Here is an 18,852-nt window from a genome sequence, read left to right on the forward strand (position 1 = left end):
CCACGAGCGGGGAAAGACCATGGCTAACAGACCATCCAGCAGTTCCAGCGGGCGCCAGGCCGCCCTGGCGCGCCGGCAGGCCCTCTCCAACCGGGGCAAGGGCAGCACCGGTGTCGCCCCTCGACCGGCGGCCCCCAGGCCGGCACCGGAACCGACCGTAAGCCGGCCGGCGCCCACTGCCCGCCGATCTGTACCCATGGTGACCGCCCCCGCCCGTGGTCGGACCACGGCCCCCCGTGCCGTGGTGACCGAAGCTTCCGGTCGCGCCCAGGCCCAGGCCCGTCGTGCCGCCCTGTCCCGGGGCGGCAAGCGGGCCGACACCTCCCGTGACCGGGTGCGGCAGGCCCCCGCGGTGGCGGCTTCTGAGCCGACCCTGCCATCTGCCACTGCCGGTTGCCAGTGCGGTGGGAAATGTGGCCGTCATACGGAATCCGCCGCCTCACCGGCCAAGCCGGAGCGGACCGTGACCCGTAGCCATTCCCTGTCCCGTCGGGGCAATGATCGGCCCGGCAACGGGCAGGATCGACGTCGGAATACCCCCCGTCGCAACACCCCCAACACCCTGCCGACGGGCCGCCTGCAGTCCCAGGCCCGGCGTGCCGCCCTAGCCAGCCGGGGCAAATCGGCCGCCAACACCCCCACCTCGGCGGCCAGTCTGGCCCGGCAGGCCAATCCGCGCCTGTCCGGGCGGGAACTGGCCCGCAGCGTGCGTGCCCAGCGCAGTCAGGGCGGCGCCATGGGCACCCGCCGCACGCCTCCCACCGGACGCACCCGCCCCGGACCGGCCCAAGATCAGCCCTGGAAGGTGGGGCTGTCGGAAACCGCCGCCGGACAGGCGGTGACCGGCACCCGGGTGGGCCGTAGTCAGGGGGTTACCGGTGATGACTCGGGCACCTGCCGCGCCATCACCGGCACGGAATACCTGGGTGCGGAGATCTTTCACGAATTCTGTCAGACCACCCCCCCCAGCCGACCGGAAAAGGTGCATGTCACCCGCACGGGTCAGGGCAGTCGGGTAACCGGCAACGAACTGGGCCGGGGCGCCCGGGTGACGGGTAACGAACCGGGTACCTGCCGCCGGGTGACCGGAAACGAGTACGTGGGCCAGGAGCAGTACGAACAGTTCTGCGATACGCCGCCACCGGGACCGACCCAGCCGCCCAAGGTGACCCATGCCACCACCGCCCGGGGGCACACCGTTTCCGGCAACATGCCCGGTCGTTCCCGTAAGGTCACCGGCGACGAGCCGGGTACCTGTCAGGCGGTGACGGGCACCCCCTACACCAGCCCGGAACAGATCAGCGACTATTGCCCGCCCGAGGCCCAGGCCCGGATCGAGCAACGCACTTCCCTGGCCGCCCAACCCGGTCAGCCGGATTTCCCGCAACCCCTGGAAACGATGCCGGGACAGGGTTTCACCGTCACCTCGCCGGCCCGTCAGGTAGAGCGTGAACGGCGCACCGTGGGCGTGACCGGTACCCGCTATGAGCAGCAAGGTGGTCGCGTGACCGGCCCCTTCGACATGGCGACGGACAAGGTCACCGGTACCGACCAGGCCCGCCCGGAACGGCTGCCCGCCGTGCCGCCGGAGTTGGACACGGGGTTGCCGGAGATCGCACCAATCGACTTTGATCCTCAGCCGGAAACGCCCCGCCGCACCCGCATCACCGGGGAAGGCCAGTCCAGCGGCAAAAAGATCACCGGCGATGACTGGGAACGGGGCGACCGGGTGACCGGCACCGAGGGCAGTTCCGCCCGCCGCCGCAATCCCACCCGGCCCGGTCTGATGGGCGCCATGCCAGCCGTCACCCACAAGCGTAACCAGGATGTGCCGCCGCCGGTGAGTCGCGTGACCGGCAGCAGCGGCAATACGGAAAAAGGATCACTGGTTACCTACTCAGGCGGCGCCCGGGGCTGACCCGCACGGACCCTGTCCCTTCAAAACCACTGAAAACACCACTGAAACCGACCCACACGTACCAGAGACCGACACACCATGCTCACCCGCCGCCGCTCACACCGTGACAGTCTGATCTGGGCCACCGCCCCGACGGTTCGTCGTCATGGCCGCGGCGCGGCGGCCGCCCAGCCCTCGCCGATCGCCCGGACGGCGCAGCCGTCCGAGGCGACACCGGTACAGGAAGTGCATCCCCGGCATGTGCACCGGGTTTCATCCCCGGCCCGGAACGGTCGGTCCCAGGCCCCGCTGCATCCGCTCACCGACAAGGCAGCCAACCACCGGCTCCAGGCCTACGAGACCGCGGTGAAATCATCCTTCGACCGGATCCTGCCGCTGCTGCGGGAACTGGCCGGACTGCAGCGGGAAAAGGGCTTTGTCGGCAAGGCCCAGGCCCTGGCGGAACAGACCCTGGGATTCCGGCTGCCGGATCATCTGCTGGCGGATGCCTGGATCAAGGGACTGGATCTGCCCCGCCTCCACGCCGCCTGCCTGTTCGAGACCTACTGCCGCATGGCCGATGGTTTCTTTGCCCACGACCCGCTCAAGGGCCATGACACCCGGGCATTCAATACCTTCCTGCAAGGCTGTGGCTTTCACCTGATGGACGTCACGCCCTGTGCCGACGGTCGTCTGGCCCACGCCATCAGCTATGTACTGCGCCTGCCCTTCGGCGCGGTCCGACGGCGCTCATCCGCCGGCGCCCTGTTCGACGTGGAGGACACGGTGAGCAAATGGGTGGAGGTGGAACATGCCCGCTACCGGGCCGGCACGCCCAACACCGCCGATGCCCCGACCCGATATCTGAAGACGGTGATCTACCACTTCAGCTCCCGTCATCCCGCCCACGAGGGCTGCGCCGCCCACGGCTCCGACGATACGGCGGCGGCCCGGGCCGGTCTGGAACGTTTGCAGGCCTTCCGCCAGGCGGTGGAAAACGGATTCTGCTGCGGCGCCTCCGTCGCCCTGCTGCTCATCGGTCTGGACACGGATACCGATGCCCTGCGCATCCATGTCCCCGACGCCGGTGGGCACATGGACCTGCAATCGGGCCTGGATACCCGTGACATCTACCGTCAGACCCTGTCCATGACGCCGGAGGCCGCCCGCGGCCACATTCTGGAGCAGGTTCGCCGACACGCCCCCGCCGCACCCGACGAAGGCATGGTGAAGCTGATCGCCCATCTGGTGGAACACAACCTGTCCCAACTGGACTACGTGGACCGCCGTCACGGCGGTGCCTACCCGGACCAGGGCCACGCGGAGCGCTTCATGGGCGTGGGCATCGGTTTCGAGGAGATCCAGTTGCGCAACCTCACCTTCTTCGCCTACCTGCACACGGTGGAGGAAGGTGCCGCCGACCTGGATGTGGGATGCCGCATCCTGGGGGGACTCAATCACCCCCACGGCCTGCCCATCCCGGTGGTGATCCGATTCGACTACCACGGCCAGGTGCCCGGCGCCCGGGAGCGGGCCATCGCCCGCTGCCTGCAGGTGGACCGGGCCATGACCGAACGCTACGCCCCCCTCGTCCGGGACGGCCTGCTGCACCGTCTGCTGGTGGTGCGGGACTGTGACACCCGCAGCGGTCTGGAGCGGGTGGCCGCGTCCACGGATCCAAGCGGACAAGGAGGACACTGATGAAGATCTGTCAGGTGGAGCGCCCGCTGGTATCCACCAACCGGATACCCGGCTTTGAACACAAGCACCTGCTGGTGGTGCGCGACGGCAGCTCCCGTCAGGTGGCGGTGGATTCCGTGGGCTGCATCCCCGGTGACTGGGTGATCTGCGTGGGCAGCTCGGCGGCCCGGGAGGCCGCCGGCAGCAAGGAGTTTCCCAGCGACCTGACCATCGTCGGCATCATCGACCGCTGGCCGCCGGAAAACGAAGCCGGCGGCGGGGAGTCGAGCTGATGGAAGTCCGGCAAGTGGTGGGGTCGGTGGTCTGTACACAGCGCATCCCGGGGCTGGCCCATGTGGATCTGCGTCTGGTGCGGGACCCCCAGGGCCACCAGACCGTGGCCACCGATCCGGTGGGTGCCCGCCCGGGTGACTGGGTGTTCCTGGTCAGTGGTTCCGCGGCCCGCTATGCCATGGGCAACGTGGACATCCTCACCGACCTGACCGTGGGCGGTGTGATCGACCAGTGGGAACCGGCATGACGGGGATTTTGACAACGATGATCCGAAACAACACAGGAGAGACACCATGAGTGGCGACAAATACGGCATTGCCCTGGGGATGATCGAGACCCGCGGCCTGGTCCCCGCCATCGAGGCGGCCGATGCCATGACCAAGGCCGCCGAGGTGCGGCTGATCGGGCGGGAGTTCGTCGGCGGCGGCTATGTGACCGTGCTGGTGCGCGGCGAGACCGGCGCGGTGAACGCCGCCGTGCGGGCCGGCGCCGATGCCTGCGAGCGGGTGGGTGACGGCCTGGTGGCCGCCCATATCATCGCCCGCCCCCACCGGGAGGTGGAGCCCATCCTGCCCGTGGGCGGCCCCAGCACCGAATGACCCGGCATCCGGGATGAACACACATCAAAGTGAATGATCGGAGAGACGAAGATGGCCAATGACAACTACGGTATCGCGCTGGGGATGATCGAGACCCGAGGCCTGGTGCCCGCCATCGAGGCGGCGGACGCCATGACCAAGGCCGCCGAGGTGCGACTGATCGGACGGGAGTTCGTCGGCGGCGGCTATGTGACCGTGCTGGTGCGCGGCGAGACCGGCGCGGTGAACGCCGCCGTGCGGGCCGGCGCCGATGCCTGCGAGCGGGTGGGTGACGGCCTGGTGGCCGCCCACATCATCGCCCGTCCCCACCGGGAGGTGGAGCCGATCCTGGGCAAGACCGGCGGTAGCGCCGCCTGACGATGATGGGACGTCCGGTGTCATCCGGCCGCATTCATCCCCGCATCCCCGGCTATCTCGGTCGCGCCCTGAGCCTTGAGTTTTCGGCGGTCCAGCAGTACATGACCCAGGCCTCGCTGGTGGAGGCCTGGGGCCTGCCGGAAGCCGCGGCCCGACTGCGCCGGGAGATGGTGGAGGAAATGCACCACGCCGACCGTCTCACCCAGCGCATGCTGGCGCTGGGGTTTGCCCCCGCCGCCTCCCAGCTGCATCCGGCCCGCGCCGGTGGCCATCTGGCGGACCTGCTGCGGGAAGACCTACGCCTGGAACGGGAGATCATCGCGCTTTACCAGGATGCCGCGCTGTATTGCCGACGTCTGGGTGACGCCGGCCACGAAGCTTTCTTTGCCGCCCTGCTGGAAGAAGAGATCCACGGATTTCATGGCCTGGAACAGTGGCTGGCATCACTGGCCCCGGAACGGCATCATGATTTCGGGGATCGTGTCTATTTCTGAAGGAGAACCGCCCATGCATCCCGACTGGACCCGCCGTGAACGCCCGTTGCGACTGGAACGCCGTCTGGCTTTTCCGGACTACGAAGCCACACGCCGCTTTCTGGAACAGGCCGGGGCAGTGTCGGAACAGGAAGGGGTGTATCCCGACATCAGTTTCGGACGCACCTATGTCAACATCACCCTGCATGCCGACGACAATGCCACCGAACTGAGCGACGAACAACGCCGTTTCGTCGACGCCCTGGATGCCTTCCAGCCCACGGAAACCACCGAGGCGCACCCATGACCGAACCCAAGCACGAGCCGTCACCGCCCGCGTCCGGCGCAAAATCCCCGCTCCCCGCCTCATCCGCCGACACGACCCAGGCCAACCCGGAAGCCACCCGCACACCCGCGGCGCAGGGCACTCCGGCCACGGCCACGACCCGGCGCCGCCGGAGCCCGGGCACCCGCAAGCCACAACCCCGAACCGCCGACACCGGATACCTCCCGGGCCGCCGGGTCTGGCCCGACTGAGCCACCAACATGGACGAGCGACACGACACTGGCACGGAGGATGCGGGATCCCAGGATGAATCGCGCCAGCCGGACATGCCCAACCGGTTCATCCGCCACGCCAGCCTGCGGCAGTTGCAGATCCTGGAGGCCATCGTCCGGCTGGGCAGCTTCACCCGGGCCGCGGAAGAGCTGTTCCTGACCCAACCCACCGTCTCCATGCAGATCAAGAAGCTCTCCGAGACCGTGGGCGCACCCCTGTTCATGCCGTCGGGGCGCAATGTGGAGCCCACCGAGGCAGGCCGGGAGGTCTACCAGGCCGTCAGGGTCATTCTGGACACCCTGGCAGACCTGGAAATACGCCTGGCGGATCTCAAGGGCCTCAAGCGGGGCCGTTTCCGGCTGGGGGTCATCACCACGGCAAAGTATTTCGCCCCGGAGATCCTGGGGGCCTTCTGCGAGGCCTACCCCGGCATCGACGTCTCCCTCAAGGTCAGCAATCGTGACCGCATCATCGAACGGATGCTCAACCAGGAGGATGACCTGTACATCTTCGGAGAACCGGACTCCATCGGGCTGTCCGTGGAGGCCACCTATCTGGCGCCCAACCCCCTGATCATCGTCGCTCGCGCCGACCATCCCCTTGCCGGCGTGAAGAACATCCCGCTGGAGCGGATCATTCAGGAACGTTTCATCCTGCGCGAGCCGGGCTCGGGCATCCGGGATGCGGTAACCCGACTGTTCGGCAAGCACGGCCTCAAGCCCAACGTGCGCATGGAACTGGGCAGCAACGAGGCCATCAAGCACGCCATCATCGCCGGCCTGGGGATCTCCGCCCTCTCCCTGCATTCCCTGAATCTGGACGGCGGTGCCGGACGACTCACCATGCTGGACGTGGAAGGCTTCCCCATTCAGCGTGCCTGGTACCTGGTGCACCCCAAGGGACGGGACCTGTCACTGATCGCACGGGCCTTCCTGGCCTTTGCCGTGGATCGGGAGGCCGAGATTCAGGCCTCGCTGGACCAAACCCATGCGGCCCTGCGTCTCTCCAGTCCGTCCGCCTGAGCCCCGGCGCCGCCAGCGTTACGCCGGTCGCCCCGACCGGTGTGTCCTTGGCTCAAGAACCCTGGCACCAGCGGTGTTATCATGCGGAAAATCAAGACCGGCGGCCCAGAACATGCAGGTGCATACCTACCCCATCGAGGAACGCATCCAGTGGCTGATCAACCTGTCCCGCAAGCATTCGGAACTGTTCTGCAGCCCGGCGGCCTCTCTCGCCCGGGATCGCTATCTGGCACGGCATTCCACCCGCATCGCCGTGCTCAAGTGCATGGATGGGCGCATTCATATCCCCCATGCCACCCGCACCCCGCTGGGTATCATCCGTCCGTTCCGCAACCTGGGCGGACGCTTTGATCTGGGCTGGCCGTTTCTGGGCAAGCTGATTTCGGACATGGCGCAGGACGCCGCCTCCGCCGGACACCGGGCGCTGCTGATGATCACCTATCATCTGTCCCGGGGTGACTGCTCCCGAGGCTGTGCCGGCTTCGACTACGACACCGGAGCGGCCATCGCCCACACTCACCAGATCCGCGCCCAGGCGGAAGCCCTGTTCGGCCGCGACCGCCAGCAGGTGTACCCGCTGGTCTGCGGCTTCGAGACCGACACCGATGCCCTGATCATCCACGGCGACCGGGACGAGGTGCTGGATATCAGCCAACTGGATGCGGGAGATGCCCCAGATCTGGAAAGCCACCTGATGACCGTATGCCCCGACATGCCGGCGGAAGTGCGGAGGGATCTGCTGCCCCTGCTGGAAGGCAACCTGACCCATGTGCATGCCCTGCGGGGCGTGGCCAGGGAGTTGGACATCCAGCATCGGGAATGGGCCATCTGCGTTGGCCGGGGCTTCGACTTCCTGCATGTGCCCAACACGGCCCTGATCATCGGCCCCTACAGTCCGGATCTGTCCACCCCCGTGCACAAGGCCGCGGGGATCATCGAGCACAACATGGCCGCGGGCCGGATCCCCGATGACGGCTTCATGTTGCTGGCCTCGGCCCCCTATGAGGACATCGGCCCGGACCGGGCGCGCGCCACGCTGGAATCCCGTTTTCTGACGGACTTTGCCCGGGAGGTGATCCGCAGGGATTTCCCGGAGCTGGCCCGCCGCATGGTGCCCCACACGGCGGTGGTGAACTGGCGCACACGCGGTCTGGAGCTGCTGGATTAAAGCCCGTGAACCTTGAGCTTCGCCCTGAGGGTATTGCGGGATATCCCCAGTTCCTCGGAGATCCGGCTGCGGTTACCCTCGAAGGCTTCCATCAGGCTGCGCAGGGTCAGGGCCTCGAACTCCTCCAGCAAGTGGCGCACCCGCCCCCCGGCCACCGCCCGCTTCACCAGTGACTCCAGTCCCCCCGCCTTGATGCCCTGGCTGGACGGGCACTCGCCCTCCGCCCCGACGGCAAAGGGGAACCCGGCGATACTCCCGACCCGGGTGCGTACCGCCGCCTGGTAGACCAGATTCTTCAGTTCCCGCACGTTCCCCGGCCAGTGATAGCCCAGGGCGGCCGCCTCCGCTTCCTCGGAGACTTCGGTGATCTTGAGGCCCAGGCGCAGGTTGGCCTCCGCCACGAAGGCGCGCACCAGGGAGCGGATGTCATCGGGTCGCTCGCGCAGGGGTGGGATACTGATGGGGAACTGGGCCAGGCGATAGTACAGGTCGCGCCGGAACCGGCCAGCCTCCACCTCCGCCAGCAGGTTCCGGTTGGTGGCGGCGATGATGCGCACATCCGCGGAACGGACGGACGCATCCCCCAGCCGGTGGAATTGTTTGTCCTCCAGAAAGCGCAGCAGCTTGGCCTGAAAGGTGGGCGACATGTCGCCGATCTCGTCCAGCAGCAAAGTGCCCCCTTGCGCCGCCTCGATCTTGCCGATGCCGTCACTGACGGCGTTGGTATAGGCCCCCCGGGCATGACCGAACAGTTCCGCCTCCAGCAGGCCTTCGGGGATGGCGGTGCAGTTGATGGCCACGTAGGGGCCGCCGGCCCGGGCGGAGTGACGATGGATGCAGTAGGCGGAGACCTCCTTCCCCACCCCGGTCTCGCCGGTAAGCAGCACGTTCAGGTCATTGGAGGCCGCCACCCCGAGCTGCTTGAAAACCTCCACCATCTTGGGAGACGAGCCGAGGATCGAGGGACAGTCCTCCCGGATGACCTCGTCCACATGGGTGCTCAGACTGCTGAGGCGGGCCCGCTGCAAGGCGGCCATCAACCGTTCATTATCCAGGGGTTCGGGCAGTACATCCAGCGCCCCCATCCGGGTGGCCTGCACCACCTGTTCCGGCAGCAGGCAGTCCCCCACCAGGATCACGGACCGGTGATTGCCGCTGTCATGCAGGGCCTGCAGCACCGGCAGCCGCGGGGCCTGGGCACCGCTTTCCCGCACCAGCAGCACCTCCGCGGACGCACCCACGGGATTGACCGCCTCCTGCGCGGAACGATGTTCACAAGCCAGTCCCTGGGTCTTGAGAAGCCGCTCCACAGCCTTGCCTTGAACACTACCGTCCCAGCCGATCAGAATGACGTTGCCGCTCATGGTATCCACTCTTCTCTCCTCGCCCCGGGTCGCATGCCGGCCGTTTTTCTCAAGGCGCCGGGTACATGGCCCGGCACTCTTTCGGCCTTTGATTATTGTCAAATGTGATGGACATATAACCACAAATAAAATGACTGTCAAGTTTCAGGGTCTTTATACCTGCCCGGGGTGCCACCTCTGGAAACAGGACATCCCGAGGAAAATCCACAAAAAACCCCTCCCTGAAATCATCATGGGGAGGGGTCGTAAGGACGAATACCCGTCATCATGCTCGGGGGGACAGTCAGTCCCCCGGATACCGCATCACCGGGGCCGGATGTCGTGGACCTGACTGATGTCCGCGTCACCGCCGGGACCGTGACAGGTCAGGCAGTTTTCATTACCCGGATCCAGGTTGTTGATGGTGGCCGACATGGAACCGCCACGGGGCCGGATATGGTTCTCGAACCAGTCTGGATTGGTGTGGCAGGAGGTGCAGACCGAGGCGATCGGACTGAACTTCCGGTGCTGTTCCAGATCGTTCAATCCGTTGTCGGCACCGAAGGCCACCGCACCGGCATTGGTGAAGTTACCGGTCTCCCAGTCGAAGCTGCGATGGGTGGAACCGATCACGCCCGGGGCCAGCGGCAGCTTGTAGCTGTCGTTGACATGACAGGTGTTGCAGTTGGCAATACTGCCCGGGAAGCGATGGGCCCTATCCCACTGCCCATCGGGATCCCCCTGCGGGGCCGGACCGCCAAACACCAGGGCACGCAGCTGGATGCCGTCCGCCCCCATGTTGGCCCTGTGGATGTGATGGATCATGCGCTTGAAGTCCTTGGACTCCTCAAGCTTGCCATCGAACTGCCCCTCCACGCCCCGGCGCGCTGCATGGGAAACATCCGTGTTGTTGGGGTTGTGGCAATGGACGCACAGTTCGGGGTTGTTACGACGGTTGCCGCCATGCTTGGCAAAGCGGATATGGCAGGACCGGCAGGTCTCTTCCACGTCCACCACCTGGCGCCGGGGTATCGGGACGGTATTGCCGATGCCAAAGGTGGTCACCCGATGCAGGGCATTGACGATGGGCGTGCGACTGTCATCCCAGACGCTATCCACCGCACCCAGGGCATCCAGCGGCACCACCTGATGCTGCACCGCAATGGAGCCGGTGCCGTTCTCAGGCATGGTGTCAATGATGGAGGACACATCCAGGATCACCGTGTAATACCCGTTCGGCCCCGGCCCGCTGATGGCAATGTTGTTGCCCGCGCCGCTGCTCCAGCAATCGGCGCTGCAGGCATAGTCCGTGGTACGTCCCGGCCAGTTGTTGTTGATGTCGCTGGAGTGAGTGAAGTCGGCAAAGCCCTCCTCGCGCCAGCCCATGACGAAGCCAAGGGAGAAGGTGGCATTGTCACCGTGACGCAGATACACGCCCCTGGCGTCATCCCTAACACGCAGGCGGAAGGTCACGGACTCGGCGGCCGGATCCAGGGTGGCCGGCTCCAGTTCGATCCGGAGCTGATCCTGGCGAATACCGGCACGGGTGAAGCTTAGATGCGCCCGGGTCACGCGAACCCGGTTGTTGCCGCCCTGCTCGATCCCACGCAACCCGATATTGGCGGCATCGCCGACGGGACTTTCGTTATGGCAGCCGCCGCAGGCCTGGCCGCTGACGAACAGGGAATTACCCAAGGCGCCGGCCAGGGTGCCGTCACCCTGCCATCCGGTATCCGGATTGAACCCGGTCCGGTGGCCGCTACGCCAGTCCCCCCTGGGTCCGGCGGTTGAGGCGCCAAAGCGCTGGGCCAACCGGGCCGGCAGGGTCTCGTCAGGATGAACGCCACCGGGCAGCGCCACGTCGGCATCGGAGAAGTTGTACCAGAACACGTTGTCGTGGCAGGCGGCACAGGCCTCGACGGTACGGGTTGGACCCCACCAGTTGTCGCCATCCGGGGTCACCCGAGCCAGTTTCTGCCGGGCCAGCACATCCTCGCCACCGGCGATCAGCACCAGCTCGTCCCGGGTTTCCTGGCCCATGTGGCACTTCACGCAGTTGTCGATGCCGAAGGAGGCCTGACGGGGAATGGGGTTTCCGTTCGGCAGCACGCCGTGGGAGGCATAATTACCCACATGACCGATGTTCCCATTGTCATGCACGGCCTGAGGGAATCGCAGCTTGCTGAAGTCGTTGTTGCGGATGAAATAGGGCACACCGGCACGCACGCTGGGCAGGGACTGCCCCCGGTGGATCTTGTGCACCATCTGCTTGAAGTCGATGCTGCGGCCGCTGACCGGGTCCACGCTGCCCGGGTTGTGGCAGGTGACGCAGTACTGGGGCTCCACCCGGTTGCCGCCATGCTTGCGCAGGGTGCCGTCGTGGCAGGTGTTGCAGCTGTCGAGGGAGATCATGTCCCGGGTGGCATCCACCCCATGGGTGGGCCGCTCTCCGGTGGCCGGGATGAAGTCATACCAGGCGTTGGCCACCAGGCCGCCGCCCAGCTGCATGCCCACCCGGTGGGTCCAGTCGCTGTTGTATTCCACGGTGTAGGTCAGCGTGTTACCGCTGCCCTCGACGCGAACCCCCCGGGGCAGCGTGGTGCCATCCGCCCAGGAGCAACGCAGCGCCTCGCCCAGCGTGGCGGCAGCCTGGCGACGATCGGAGAATTCATGGCTGTCATGGGAGCCATCCTCCACACAGCGCCACAACTGGCCCACGTTGTTGCCGGTGATGGTCCGGCTGGCCTGATTCACATTGAGATTGTAGGTGTACCGATACTCGCCGTTACCCAGGTTCTCCAGGGTACCGTTATTCTCGATATTTCCCTGAATGGCATTGCCGAACATGGGCGCCCCGGTGGGGTTGTTCCCGGATACCGCCAGCATCCAGCCCGAGTCAGCCACGGGCCGCTCCCGGGTGATGTAATTCACCCAGTCATAGCCCTGGCCATACCGGCTTCTGGGCGCCAGCTTGGCAAAGGTGAAACTGGCCGCGGACAGGTCCGTGATGGGGGCGCCCCGTCCATCCAGCAGGGTGAATTCCACCATCGGATGACCGTCATTATTGACCTGCGCACCGGTGATCCGCAGATCCGGGCCGGCGGCCGTGTCATCGGGCAGTGCCGGCAGACCGCCACCACCGCCGGTGGTGGTATCGTCAAAGCCGCTATCACTGGCCAGACAGCCCGTCAGCACCAGGGCCAGCAGCATGATCAGGCCCACATGCCTGCCGTTCCTCAAGACGGCATTCATGCAGCCATGATCCCGGCCCTGTCCCGGCTCACGGATGGTGACCAAGGGTGAAGATCCCCCCCCGGTGAACTGATCCAATCTCGATCGTGTGATTCGTGCCATGCTCCCCACCTCCAGGTTGATTCGCCGTGGACGCTCGCAGCCATCCCGGCGGCAAACCGGGGATCGCTCATCCATATCGCCCAACCCATCGAATTAATTATTTTCAAATCAATACGCTAGAACCTATACCGCAATGTGCCGGCAATCAGGTGCGAGGTATAATCCGGGCTGTCCTGATCCAGCAGGATGAGGTTGCCGACACCGGTCACGCCCACGCCATCCAGACCCCAGTCCTTTTCCTGGTAACGCTCCACCATGTATCGCAGACGAAAATCCAGGTTCTGACGCAGTCGGTAATCCCCATAGAGGCTGAACTGGGTCAGGCGTGACTCCAGGCTGGGATAGACACCGTTGCCCAGCTCGGATCTCACCCGTGCGCGGCCCGAGCTTTCGATGTGAATCAACTCGGTCCCCAGGGTCAGCTTGCCCGGGCGGACCACGTATTCGCCGCCCAGGCCCATGGTCAGGGAGTCCTCATCCCGCTGCGAACGCCAGAATTCGCCGCCGGGACGGGTCGGAGTCGGTGCCCGGAAGCCATCCTGATCCGCCTTGATGTTCTCGTAGGCATAGAAGGCAAAGGCGGTCAGCCGATCGCTGGGCACATAGGAGACATCCATGGCCCAGATCTGGCGCTCGGCGGACTGCAGTCCCAGCTCCGAACGTGAATAGTCATCGTCGATCCATTGCACCCGAGGCGTGAACTGCAGCCGGCCATTGGCCTGGAAGGTGGCCAGCAGGGTGATGCTCTTGCGGTCACGATCCGCCAGGTAGTACTTGCGCAGGGTTTCCGGCGCGGTATCCCGCTCCCAGTTGGAGCCCCGCTGCTCGGCATACTGGAACTCGGCACTGAGGGTGGTGCGCGGAATTGCCCGGGTGCGAATGCCGGCCTTGTAGGCGGTTTCATCCGTGCGTTCCCGGTCATCGAAGGTCCGTTCCCGCTCGTCCCTGACCACGCCCAGATTCAGGTAGGTACGATCCTGCATCCGGTAGCTGGCATCCACGTGATAGCGGTTCTGGGTGGAACTGACCGGGCGTGAAGACCAGGTCCGGCCATTGTGTTCCACGTCATAGGCGGAAGTGCGGTTGTCACGGTCGTCATAGCGGTAACCCGCCCGCAGATTCAGTCGCTCATGGGGGCGGCCACTGGCCCGAAGATTCACCAGTGTGGTGTTGATCTGCCCGTCCAGGGATGACGGCAACCCCGCGAACTCCTCCACAAACCGCTCATCCTGGGTCATCCTGCCCAGGGCCACATCGGCCCCGACCCGGGCAGTGCTTTCAGTGAAGGTGTAACCGATGGAGCCCGTGATTTGATGAAACTGATTGTCCGGCTCCAATGCCACCGTACGGCTTGGGGCGTTGTCCCAGTTGGCCACCGTGGCATCGGGAACATCCAGACTCTGGCCGTCCCGCTGGGAGAAGACGGAAAGGTGGTAGCCCAGCCGCCCCTGCAACTGTTCACCGTCGTAGGTGACATCGGCCTCGAAGCGCGTGGTCTCGTAATCCACCGGTACCGGTACCACGGCGGAGCGTTGCAACGCCCAGAAGTGGTCGTTGTTCACACCCCGGGCCATCAGGCCATCCTTGCGGTCGTAATGCACCGCCGTACTGGCCCGCCAGCGGGTATCCAGGTTGACCCGCCCCCCCACGCTCAGGCGCTCCCGATTGGCGCCAAGATCCACATCCCGCAGAAATTCATCGGCAGTCGCAGCCCCGCCACCGGCCGGCAGGCTCAGATTCCCCGAGCCGGTGCCCCGGTAAGGCGTACCCACGTCCCGGTACTGGTAGCTGGGCATTTGCTGGTAATACAGGAAAGTGCTGTAACGCCCCCGCTCGCCGGCATCCAGTTTCAGGCTGCGGGAATCCAGCCCGAGGTTGCGGCCTTCCAGCCGCCAGTAGCGGGTGGTGTCCGAATCATGGGGGTCAAGCCCCCGCAGCAGAAACCCCAGATCCAGAAACACTCCGGCCTGATCAACGCCGGTAAAGCGTCCCAGCCGGAAGGAGTCATCGCTCAGATAGCCGACACCGGCCCGGATCTCCTTTCTCACGATCTGACTTGATCCCTCCTGGGCGCTCAGGGTCAGCGGCGTGGCCAGACCCACGGCGCAGACCGTGGTGGTCGTCAAGAGTGATTTCGACATTCTGCTCATGATTCTCTCCTCGCACCTCATCCACCGGCAGCCGCCGGTAGCGGTTGGCCTCATTCCTTGAACACGAAGCCACGGGGATGATTGGAACCGTGGATCTGGCTATGGCAGTTCAGGCAACTGCGGCCCTGCACCCGGAAATCCATGCGCGCGCCGGTGAGTGCCACATCGGAGTGGGTGCCCAGATGACACTGCTGACACAGCATGGGGGGACGGCTGACCAGCATCGGTCGATGGATGGAGCCATGGGGATCGTGACAGGTGATGCAGGCCTCGCGGGCCGGGTTGTGCTCCCACAGGAAGGGCCCCCGCTTTTCGGCGTGGCAGTTGTAGCAGGTCTCGTTCACCGTATGGCCGATCAGTTTCCGGGGGCCGGGGGTGCCATGGGGGTTATGGCAGTCGGTGCACTGCATGAGGCCTTCCGGCACCGGATGGTGGGAGGGCTTGTTGAAGTCCGCGCGACGATCCAGAAGCACTCCGACATTCGCTTCAGAGTGCTTCCCTTTGATGCATCGCCATCAGGATGCACGAGAATCAACCCGCGCTGACAGCAGGATCAAGGCTGGGCGGCCAGATACGCTTCCATGGTTTCCGCATCTACCGCACGGACGGTGCTGCCCAACGGGCCGACACCGATCCGTGCCACATGATTGCCACTCTTTTCCTGTCCAGGCTTCAACACCCACAGACGCCCATCCTTCGCCTCCACCTGGAATCCGGGCCTGGCGGCCAGGTATTCCAATGCGGTATCCCGGTCCACGGCGCGCACCGTCATCCCCCGGGGACCCGCGCCGATCAGGGCCACATGCTCACCGCTTTTTTCCTGGCCCGGCTTGAGCACCCACAAACGACCGTCCGACTCCTCCACCCTGAATCCAGGACGATCAAAGGGGCCTTTCGTTTCGGCCTGTTGCGCCGGGGCCTGAGCGGTCGGGGACTTTTCGGGGGCGGTCTGGCAACCGGCAACGCCCAGCACCAGTACAAGGCCCGTCAGCAGGAGGGGAAATTTTGGTTTCATGGCAATCATTCCTCAATGTCAACAATAGTCAGGATGAAATTCGATGAGCAAAACGCGTCCATGCTATGCACCCACGATGACAGTTTGCTGACAAGGCCATGACCCAGAGGAAGTTCACAAGCCTGTCACGCCCGCATGGTATTCACGGAGAAATGCGTGGAAATGGCCACGCGCGATACAGGTTCTCCACCCCATGACTCAGCGTCCCGCCCCGGCAATTCCGGAGACATCACTGGCAGACCTGAATGCGTTGACGGATGCCATGCTCAAGCTCAGGAGCGAAGTGGTTTCCGGCGCTGAACAGCGGCTGAAAAAATTTCATCCCGATTGTCCGGACATCATCCCCTTTTCCGCCCGCAATCTGGCCCAGTATCTGGCATTGAGGGCGATGGACCTGCGCCCCTTGCAGTCACGGCTGGCAAGACAGGGACTCTCCTCCCTGGGGCGCACCGAGGCCCATGTGATGGCCAGCATCAATCAGGTCTTGCGGGTACTGACCCAAATCACCCAGCGGGTACCGGAGGCGGAACCGGAACCGGCCTGCATCGGGTTTGACACAGGGCATCACACACTGAAGGAAAACGCCGACCATCTGTTTGGAATCCCACCCGCGGGGCGCAATGTGCGCATCATGGTCACCCTGCCCACGGAAGCCGCGGTGCATGAAGACCTGGTGGTCAAACTGATGGAAACCGGCATGGACTGTGCGCGGATCAACTGCGCCCATGACGATCCGGAGGCCTGGTCCGCCATGCTCCGTCACATCCGCTCGGCAGAGAAACGCCTGAATACCCGATGCACGATCCTGATGGATCTGGCGGGCCACAAGCTCCGTACCGGCCCCCTGGGCACGCGCCCTCCCCTTTCCCATGTCAAACCCCGGCGCAACCTCTTCGGACGGGTGGTTCAGCCTGCCCGGGTGGTCCTCTGCCCCGACGGGGGAGCCGTAACCACCACCGGAGAAAGCGACTATCAATATCTGCTACCCGCCCCCTGCCTGGAGGCCATGCAGGCAGGAGACCGGCTGGCATTCGAGGATACCCGGGGCAAGCAACGGCGGATGAACATCGTACAGGCGCTGGATCATGGCTGCTGGCTGGCGACCATGGACCGTAGCGCCTATTTCACCGGCAGCACGCTTTTCGTCCACGAACGGCGCCATGAGCAGGGCAAATGGCAGTCACTTCAGAGCCTGCATCTGGGCTGGCCCTCGCTGGAACCCGTGAACATCCGGCTTTTCAAGGACGATCGGCTGTACCTGACCCGACGTCAGATTCCCGGACAGGCAGCGACAGTCGATGAAAAGGGCCAATGTCTGGCGCCGGCCCACATTGCCTGCACAACCCCCGAAGCACTGGATGCCCTCGCCTCAGGTCAGACGGTCTGGATTGACGACGGGAAAATCGGCACCGTGGTGGAAGCCGTGGATGCCGATGGCGTGATGCTCCATGTCACCCATTGCCGCCCCCAGGGAAGTCGTCTGCGCGCGGACAAGGGCATCAACTTCCCCGGCGCCCCGCTGAATCTCCCGAGCCTGAGCCCGCGGGATCTCGAATATCTGGATTTCGTGGTGGCCCATGCGGATCTGGTGGGCTACTCCTTCGTCGAGTCCCGGGAAGACATGATCATGCTCATGAATGAACTCTCGCGACGCGGGGGAAAGGCCCTTGGCATCGTGGCCAAGATCGAGACCTGCCGGGCGGTCGAGAACCTGCCGGAAATCATCCTCTCCACCCTGGGACACCACCGCCTGGGCATCATGATCGCCCGGGGAGATCTTGCGGTGGAGATCGGCGGCGAGCGTCTGGCGGAAATCCAGGAGGAGATCCTCTGGCTCTGCGAGGCGGCCCATGTACCGGTGATATGGGCCACCCAGGTACTGGAGAGCCTCGCCAGGGAAGGCCTGATCTCCCGCCCGGAAATGACGGATGCCGCCATGGCGGGAAGGGCCGAATGCGTCATGCTGAACAAGGGGCCCTATATCCTTGATGCCCTCCATACCCTGAACGGCATCCTGGTGCGCATGCAGTCTCATCAGCACAAGAAGAGTTCCCAACTCAGGGCCCTGCGTCTGGCGGGCTAGGTCGCACAAATACCAAAAATGAATTGATAGCTTACATTTTATTCTTTTTTGACCATGCGCAATCCTTGCTAAGGTACCTCCAACGATGAATGGAGGAACACCGCATGTCACCACAGGCCATTGAACGGCACGACCTCGAAACCCTGGAAGGCATCAACCGCAGGCTGGCATCCCAGGATGCGCAGGCCCGGGTACGCTGGGGGTTGGAACACTTCGGAGAGCAGATCGTGCTCAGTTCCAGTTTCGGGGCCCAGGCCGCGGTGATGTTGCATCTGGTGACCCGTGAGCAGCCGGACATCCCCGTGATCCTTGTGGATACGGGTTATCTCTTTCCGGAAACCTACCGGTTCGTGGATGAGCTGTCCTCGCGCCTCAAGCTGAACCTGCATGTGTACCGGTCTGCCCTTTCCCCCCACTGGCAGGAGGCCCGCTACGGCAAGCTATGGGAACAGGGACTGGAGGGAATCGAGCGCTACAACCGGATGAACAAGGTGGAACCCATGCAGCGCGCACTCGCTGAACTGGGGGCGCAGGCCTGGTTTGCCGGACTGCGGCGGCAGCAGTCGGCATCCCGGGCAAACCTGGATGTCGTGGCCTCACAAAATGGACGCCTGAAGATTCACCCCATCATCGAATGGAGCGATCGGGATGTGCATCGCTATCTCACCCGCCATGAGCTGCCCTATCACCCGCTCTGGCACGAAGGCTACCTGTCCATTGGTGATGTCCACACCACGCGCTCGGTGCATGAGATCGATGACCCCTCGCAGATGCGTTTCTTTGGACTGAAGCGCGAGTGCGGGCTGCATGAGCATGTATGAGCATGTCGGCCGGGTTCACCGAGGGGCGGGGGGATCA

At 64.8% G+C, this 18,852-nt stretch carries 17 protein-coding genes; 12 read left to right on the plus strand and 5 right to left on the minus strand.

From position 1 onward, the window contains the following. Positions 1–19 precede the first annotated feature (19 nt). The 10 genes from CKO35_RS01440 (at position 20) to CKO35_RS01485 (ending at position 8,049) form a co-directional block, all read left to right on the plus strand. Complete coding sequence (locus CKO35_RS01440) at positions 20–1,918, plus strand: CsoS2 family carboxysome shell protein (RefSeq protein ID WP_242466951.1); 1,899 nt, start codon at positions 20–22, stop codon at positions 1,916–1,918. Positions 1,919–1,996: 78 nt separating this feature from the next. Next, positions 1,997–3,598 (plus strand): carboxysome shell carbonic anhydrase, encoded by a 1,602-nt coding sequence (locus tag CKO35_RS01445; protein ID WP_200171832.1) that lies wholly within the window; start codon positions 1,997–1,999, stop codon positions 3,596–3,598. Next, complete coding sequence (locus CKO35_RS01450; protein WP_200171834.1) at positions 3,598–3,870, plus strand: alpha-carboxysome shell vertex protein CsoS4; 273 nt, start codon at positions 3,598–3,600, stop codon at positions 3,868–3,870. The genes CKO35_RS01445 and CKO35_RS01450 overlap by 1 nt, the downstream gene beginning before the upstream one ends. After that, complete coding sequence (locus tag CKO35_RS01455) at positions 3,870–4,118, plus strand: carboxysome peptide B (RefSeq protein WP_200171836.1); 249 nt, start codon at positions 3,870–3,872, stop codon at positions 4,116–4,118. Before CKO35_RS01450 ends, CKO35_RS01455 begins: the two co-directional genes overlap by 1 nt. 46 nt (positions 4,119–4,164) lie before the next feature. Next, positions 4,165–4,470, plus strand: coding sequence for an alpha-carboxysome major shell protein CsoS1 (locus CKO35_RS01460; RefSeq protein ID WP_090208150.1), 306 nt, complete (start codon positions 4,165–4,167; stop codon positions 4,468–4,470). Positions 4,471–4,521: 51 nt separating this feature from the next. Beyond that, the gene (locus CKO35_RS01465; protein WP_200171838.1) at positions 4,522–4,827 is read left to right on the plus strand and encodes an alpha-carboxysome major shell protein CsoS1; all 306 of its coding nucleotides are present in this window, start codon (positions 4,522–4,524) and stop codon (positions 4,825–4,827) included. Positions 4,828–4,844: 17 nt separating this feature from the next. After that, on the plus strand, positions 4,845–5,321 hold the full coding sequence (locus CKO35_RS01470; protein WP_338031737.1) for a ferritin-like domain-containing protein: 477 nt from the start codon (positions 4,845–4,847) through the stop codon (positions 5,319–5,321). A 13-nt stretch (positions 5,322–5,334) separates the two neighbouring features. Further along, positions 5,335–5,607: a 4a-hydroxytetrahydrobiopterin dehydratase gene (locus CKO35_RS01475; RefSeq protein ID WP_200171842.1), complete on the plus strand. Its 273-nt coding sequence runs from the start codon at positions 5,335–5,337 to the stop codon at positions 5,605–5,607. Positions 5,608–5,912: 305 nt separating this feature from the next. After that, complete coding sequence (locus tag CKO35_RS01480) at positions 5,913–6,881, plus strand: LysR family transcriptional regulator (protein ID WP_207143404.1); 969 nt, start codon at positions 5,913–5,915, stop codon at positions 6,879–6,881. Positions 6,882–6,993: 112 nt separating this feature from the next. After that, positions 6,994–8,049 carry a hypothetical protein gene (locus CKO35_RS01485; RefSeq protein WP_200171844.1) on the plus strand — a complete coding sequence of 352 codons (1,056 nt, stop codon included), beginning with the start codon at positions 6,994–6,996 and terminating at the stop codon, positions 8,047–8,049. On the opposite strand, the gene CKO35_RS01490 is transcribed toward CKO35_RS01485, so the two are convergent. From CKO35_RS01490 to CKO35_RS01510, 5 genes are all read right to left on the minus strand, one after another. Beyond that, complete coding sequence (locus tag CKO35_RS01490; protein WP_242466962.1) at positions 8,046–9,413, minus strand: sigma-54 dependent transcriptional regulator; 1,368 nt, start codon at positions 9,411–9,413, stop codon at positions 8,046–8,048. The genes CKO35_RS01485 and CKO35_RS01490 overlap by 4 nt on opposite strands. Before the next feature lie 303 nt (positions 9,414–9,716). Next, positions 9,717–12,746: an OmcA/MtrC family decaheme c-type cytochrome gene (locus CKO35_RS01495; RefSeq protein WP_200171848.1), complete on the minus strand. Its 3,030-nt coding sequence runs from the start codon at positions 12,744–12,746 to the stop codon at positions 9,717–9,719. Positions 12,747–12,862: 116 nt separating this feature from the next. Beyond that, the gene (locus CKO35_RS01500) at positions 12,863–14,896 is read right to left on the minus strand and encodes an MtrB/PioB family decaheme-associated outer membrane protein (protein ID WP_200171850.1); all 2,034 of its coding nucleotides are present in this window, start codon (positions 14,894–14,896) and stop codon (positions 12,863–12,865) included. 50 nt (positions 14,897–14,946) lie between these two features. Continuing rightward, positions 14,947–15,369 carry a cytochrome c3 family protein gene (locus CKO35_RS01505; RefSeq protein WP_338031738.1) on the minus strand — a complete coding sequence of 141 codons (423 nt, stop codon included), beginning with the start codon at positions 15,367–15,369 and terminating at the stop codon, positions 14,947–14,949. Between the two features lie 80 nt (positions 15,370–15,449). Then, positions 15,450–15,911, minus strand: coding sequence for a hypothetical protein (locus CKO35_RS01510; RefSeq protein ID WP_200171852.1), 462 nt, complete (start codon positions 15,909–15,911; stop codon positions 15,450–15,452). Positions 15,912–16,104: 193 nt separating this feature from the next. Here CKO35_RS01510 and CKO35_RS01515 point away from each other — a divergent pair, with 193 nt between their 5' ends. Both CKO35_RS01515 and CKO35_RS01520 read left to right on the plus strand, forming a co-directional pair. Further along, positions 16,105–17,994 carry a pyruvate kinase gene (locus CKO35_RS01515; RefSeq protein WP_200171854.1) on the plus strand — a complete coding sequence of 630 codons (1,890 nt, stop codon included), beginning with the start codon at positions 16,105–16,107 and terminating at the stop codon, positions 17,992–17,994. A 104-nt stretch (positions 17,995–18,098) separates the two neighbouring features. Continuing rightward, complete coding sequence (locus CKO35_RS01520; protein WP_200171856.1) at positions 18,099–18,815, plus strand: phosphoadenylyl-sulfate reductase; 717 nt, start codon at positions 18,099–18,101, stop codon at positions 18,813–18,815. Positions 18,816–18,852: the final 37 nt, after the last annotated feature.

Origin of the sequence: Ectothiorhodospira shaposhnikovii, assembly GCF_016584105.1 — a bacterium.
Classification (GTDB): domain Bacteria; phylum Pseudomonadota; class Gammaproteobacteria; order Ectothiorhodospirales; family Ectothiorhodospiraceae; genus Ectothiorhodospira; species Ectothiorhodospira shaposhnikovii.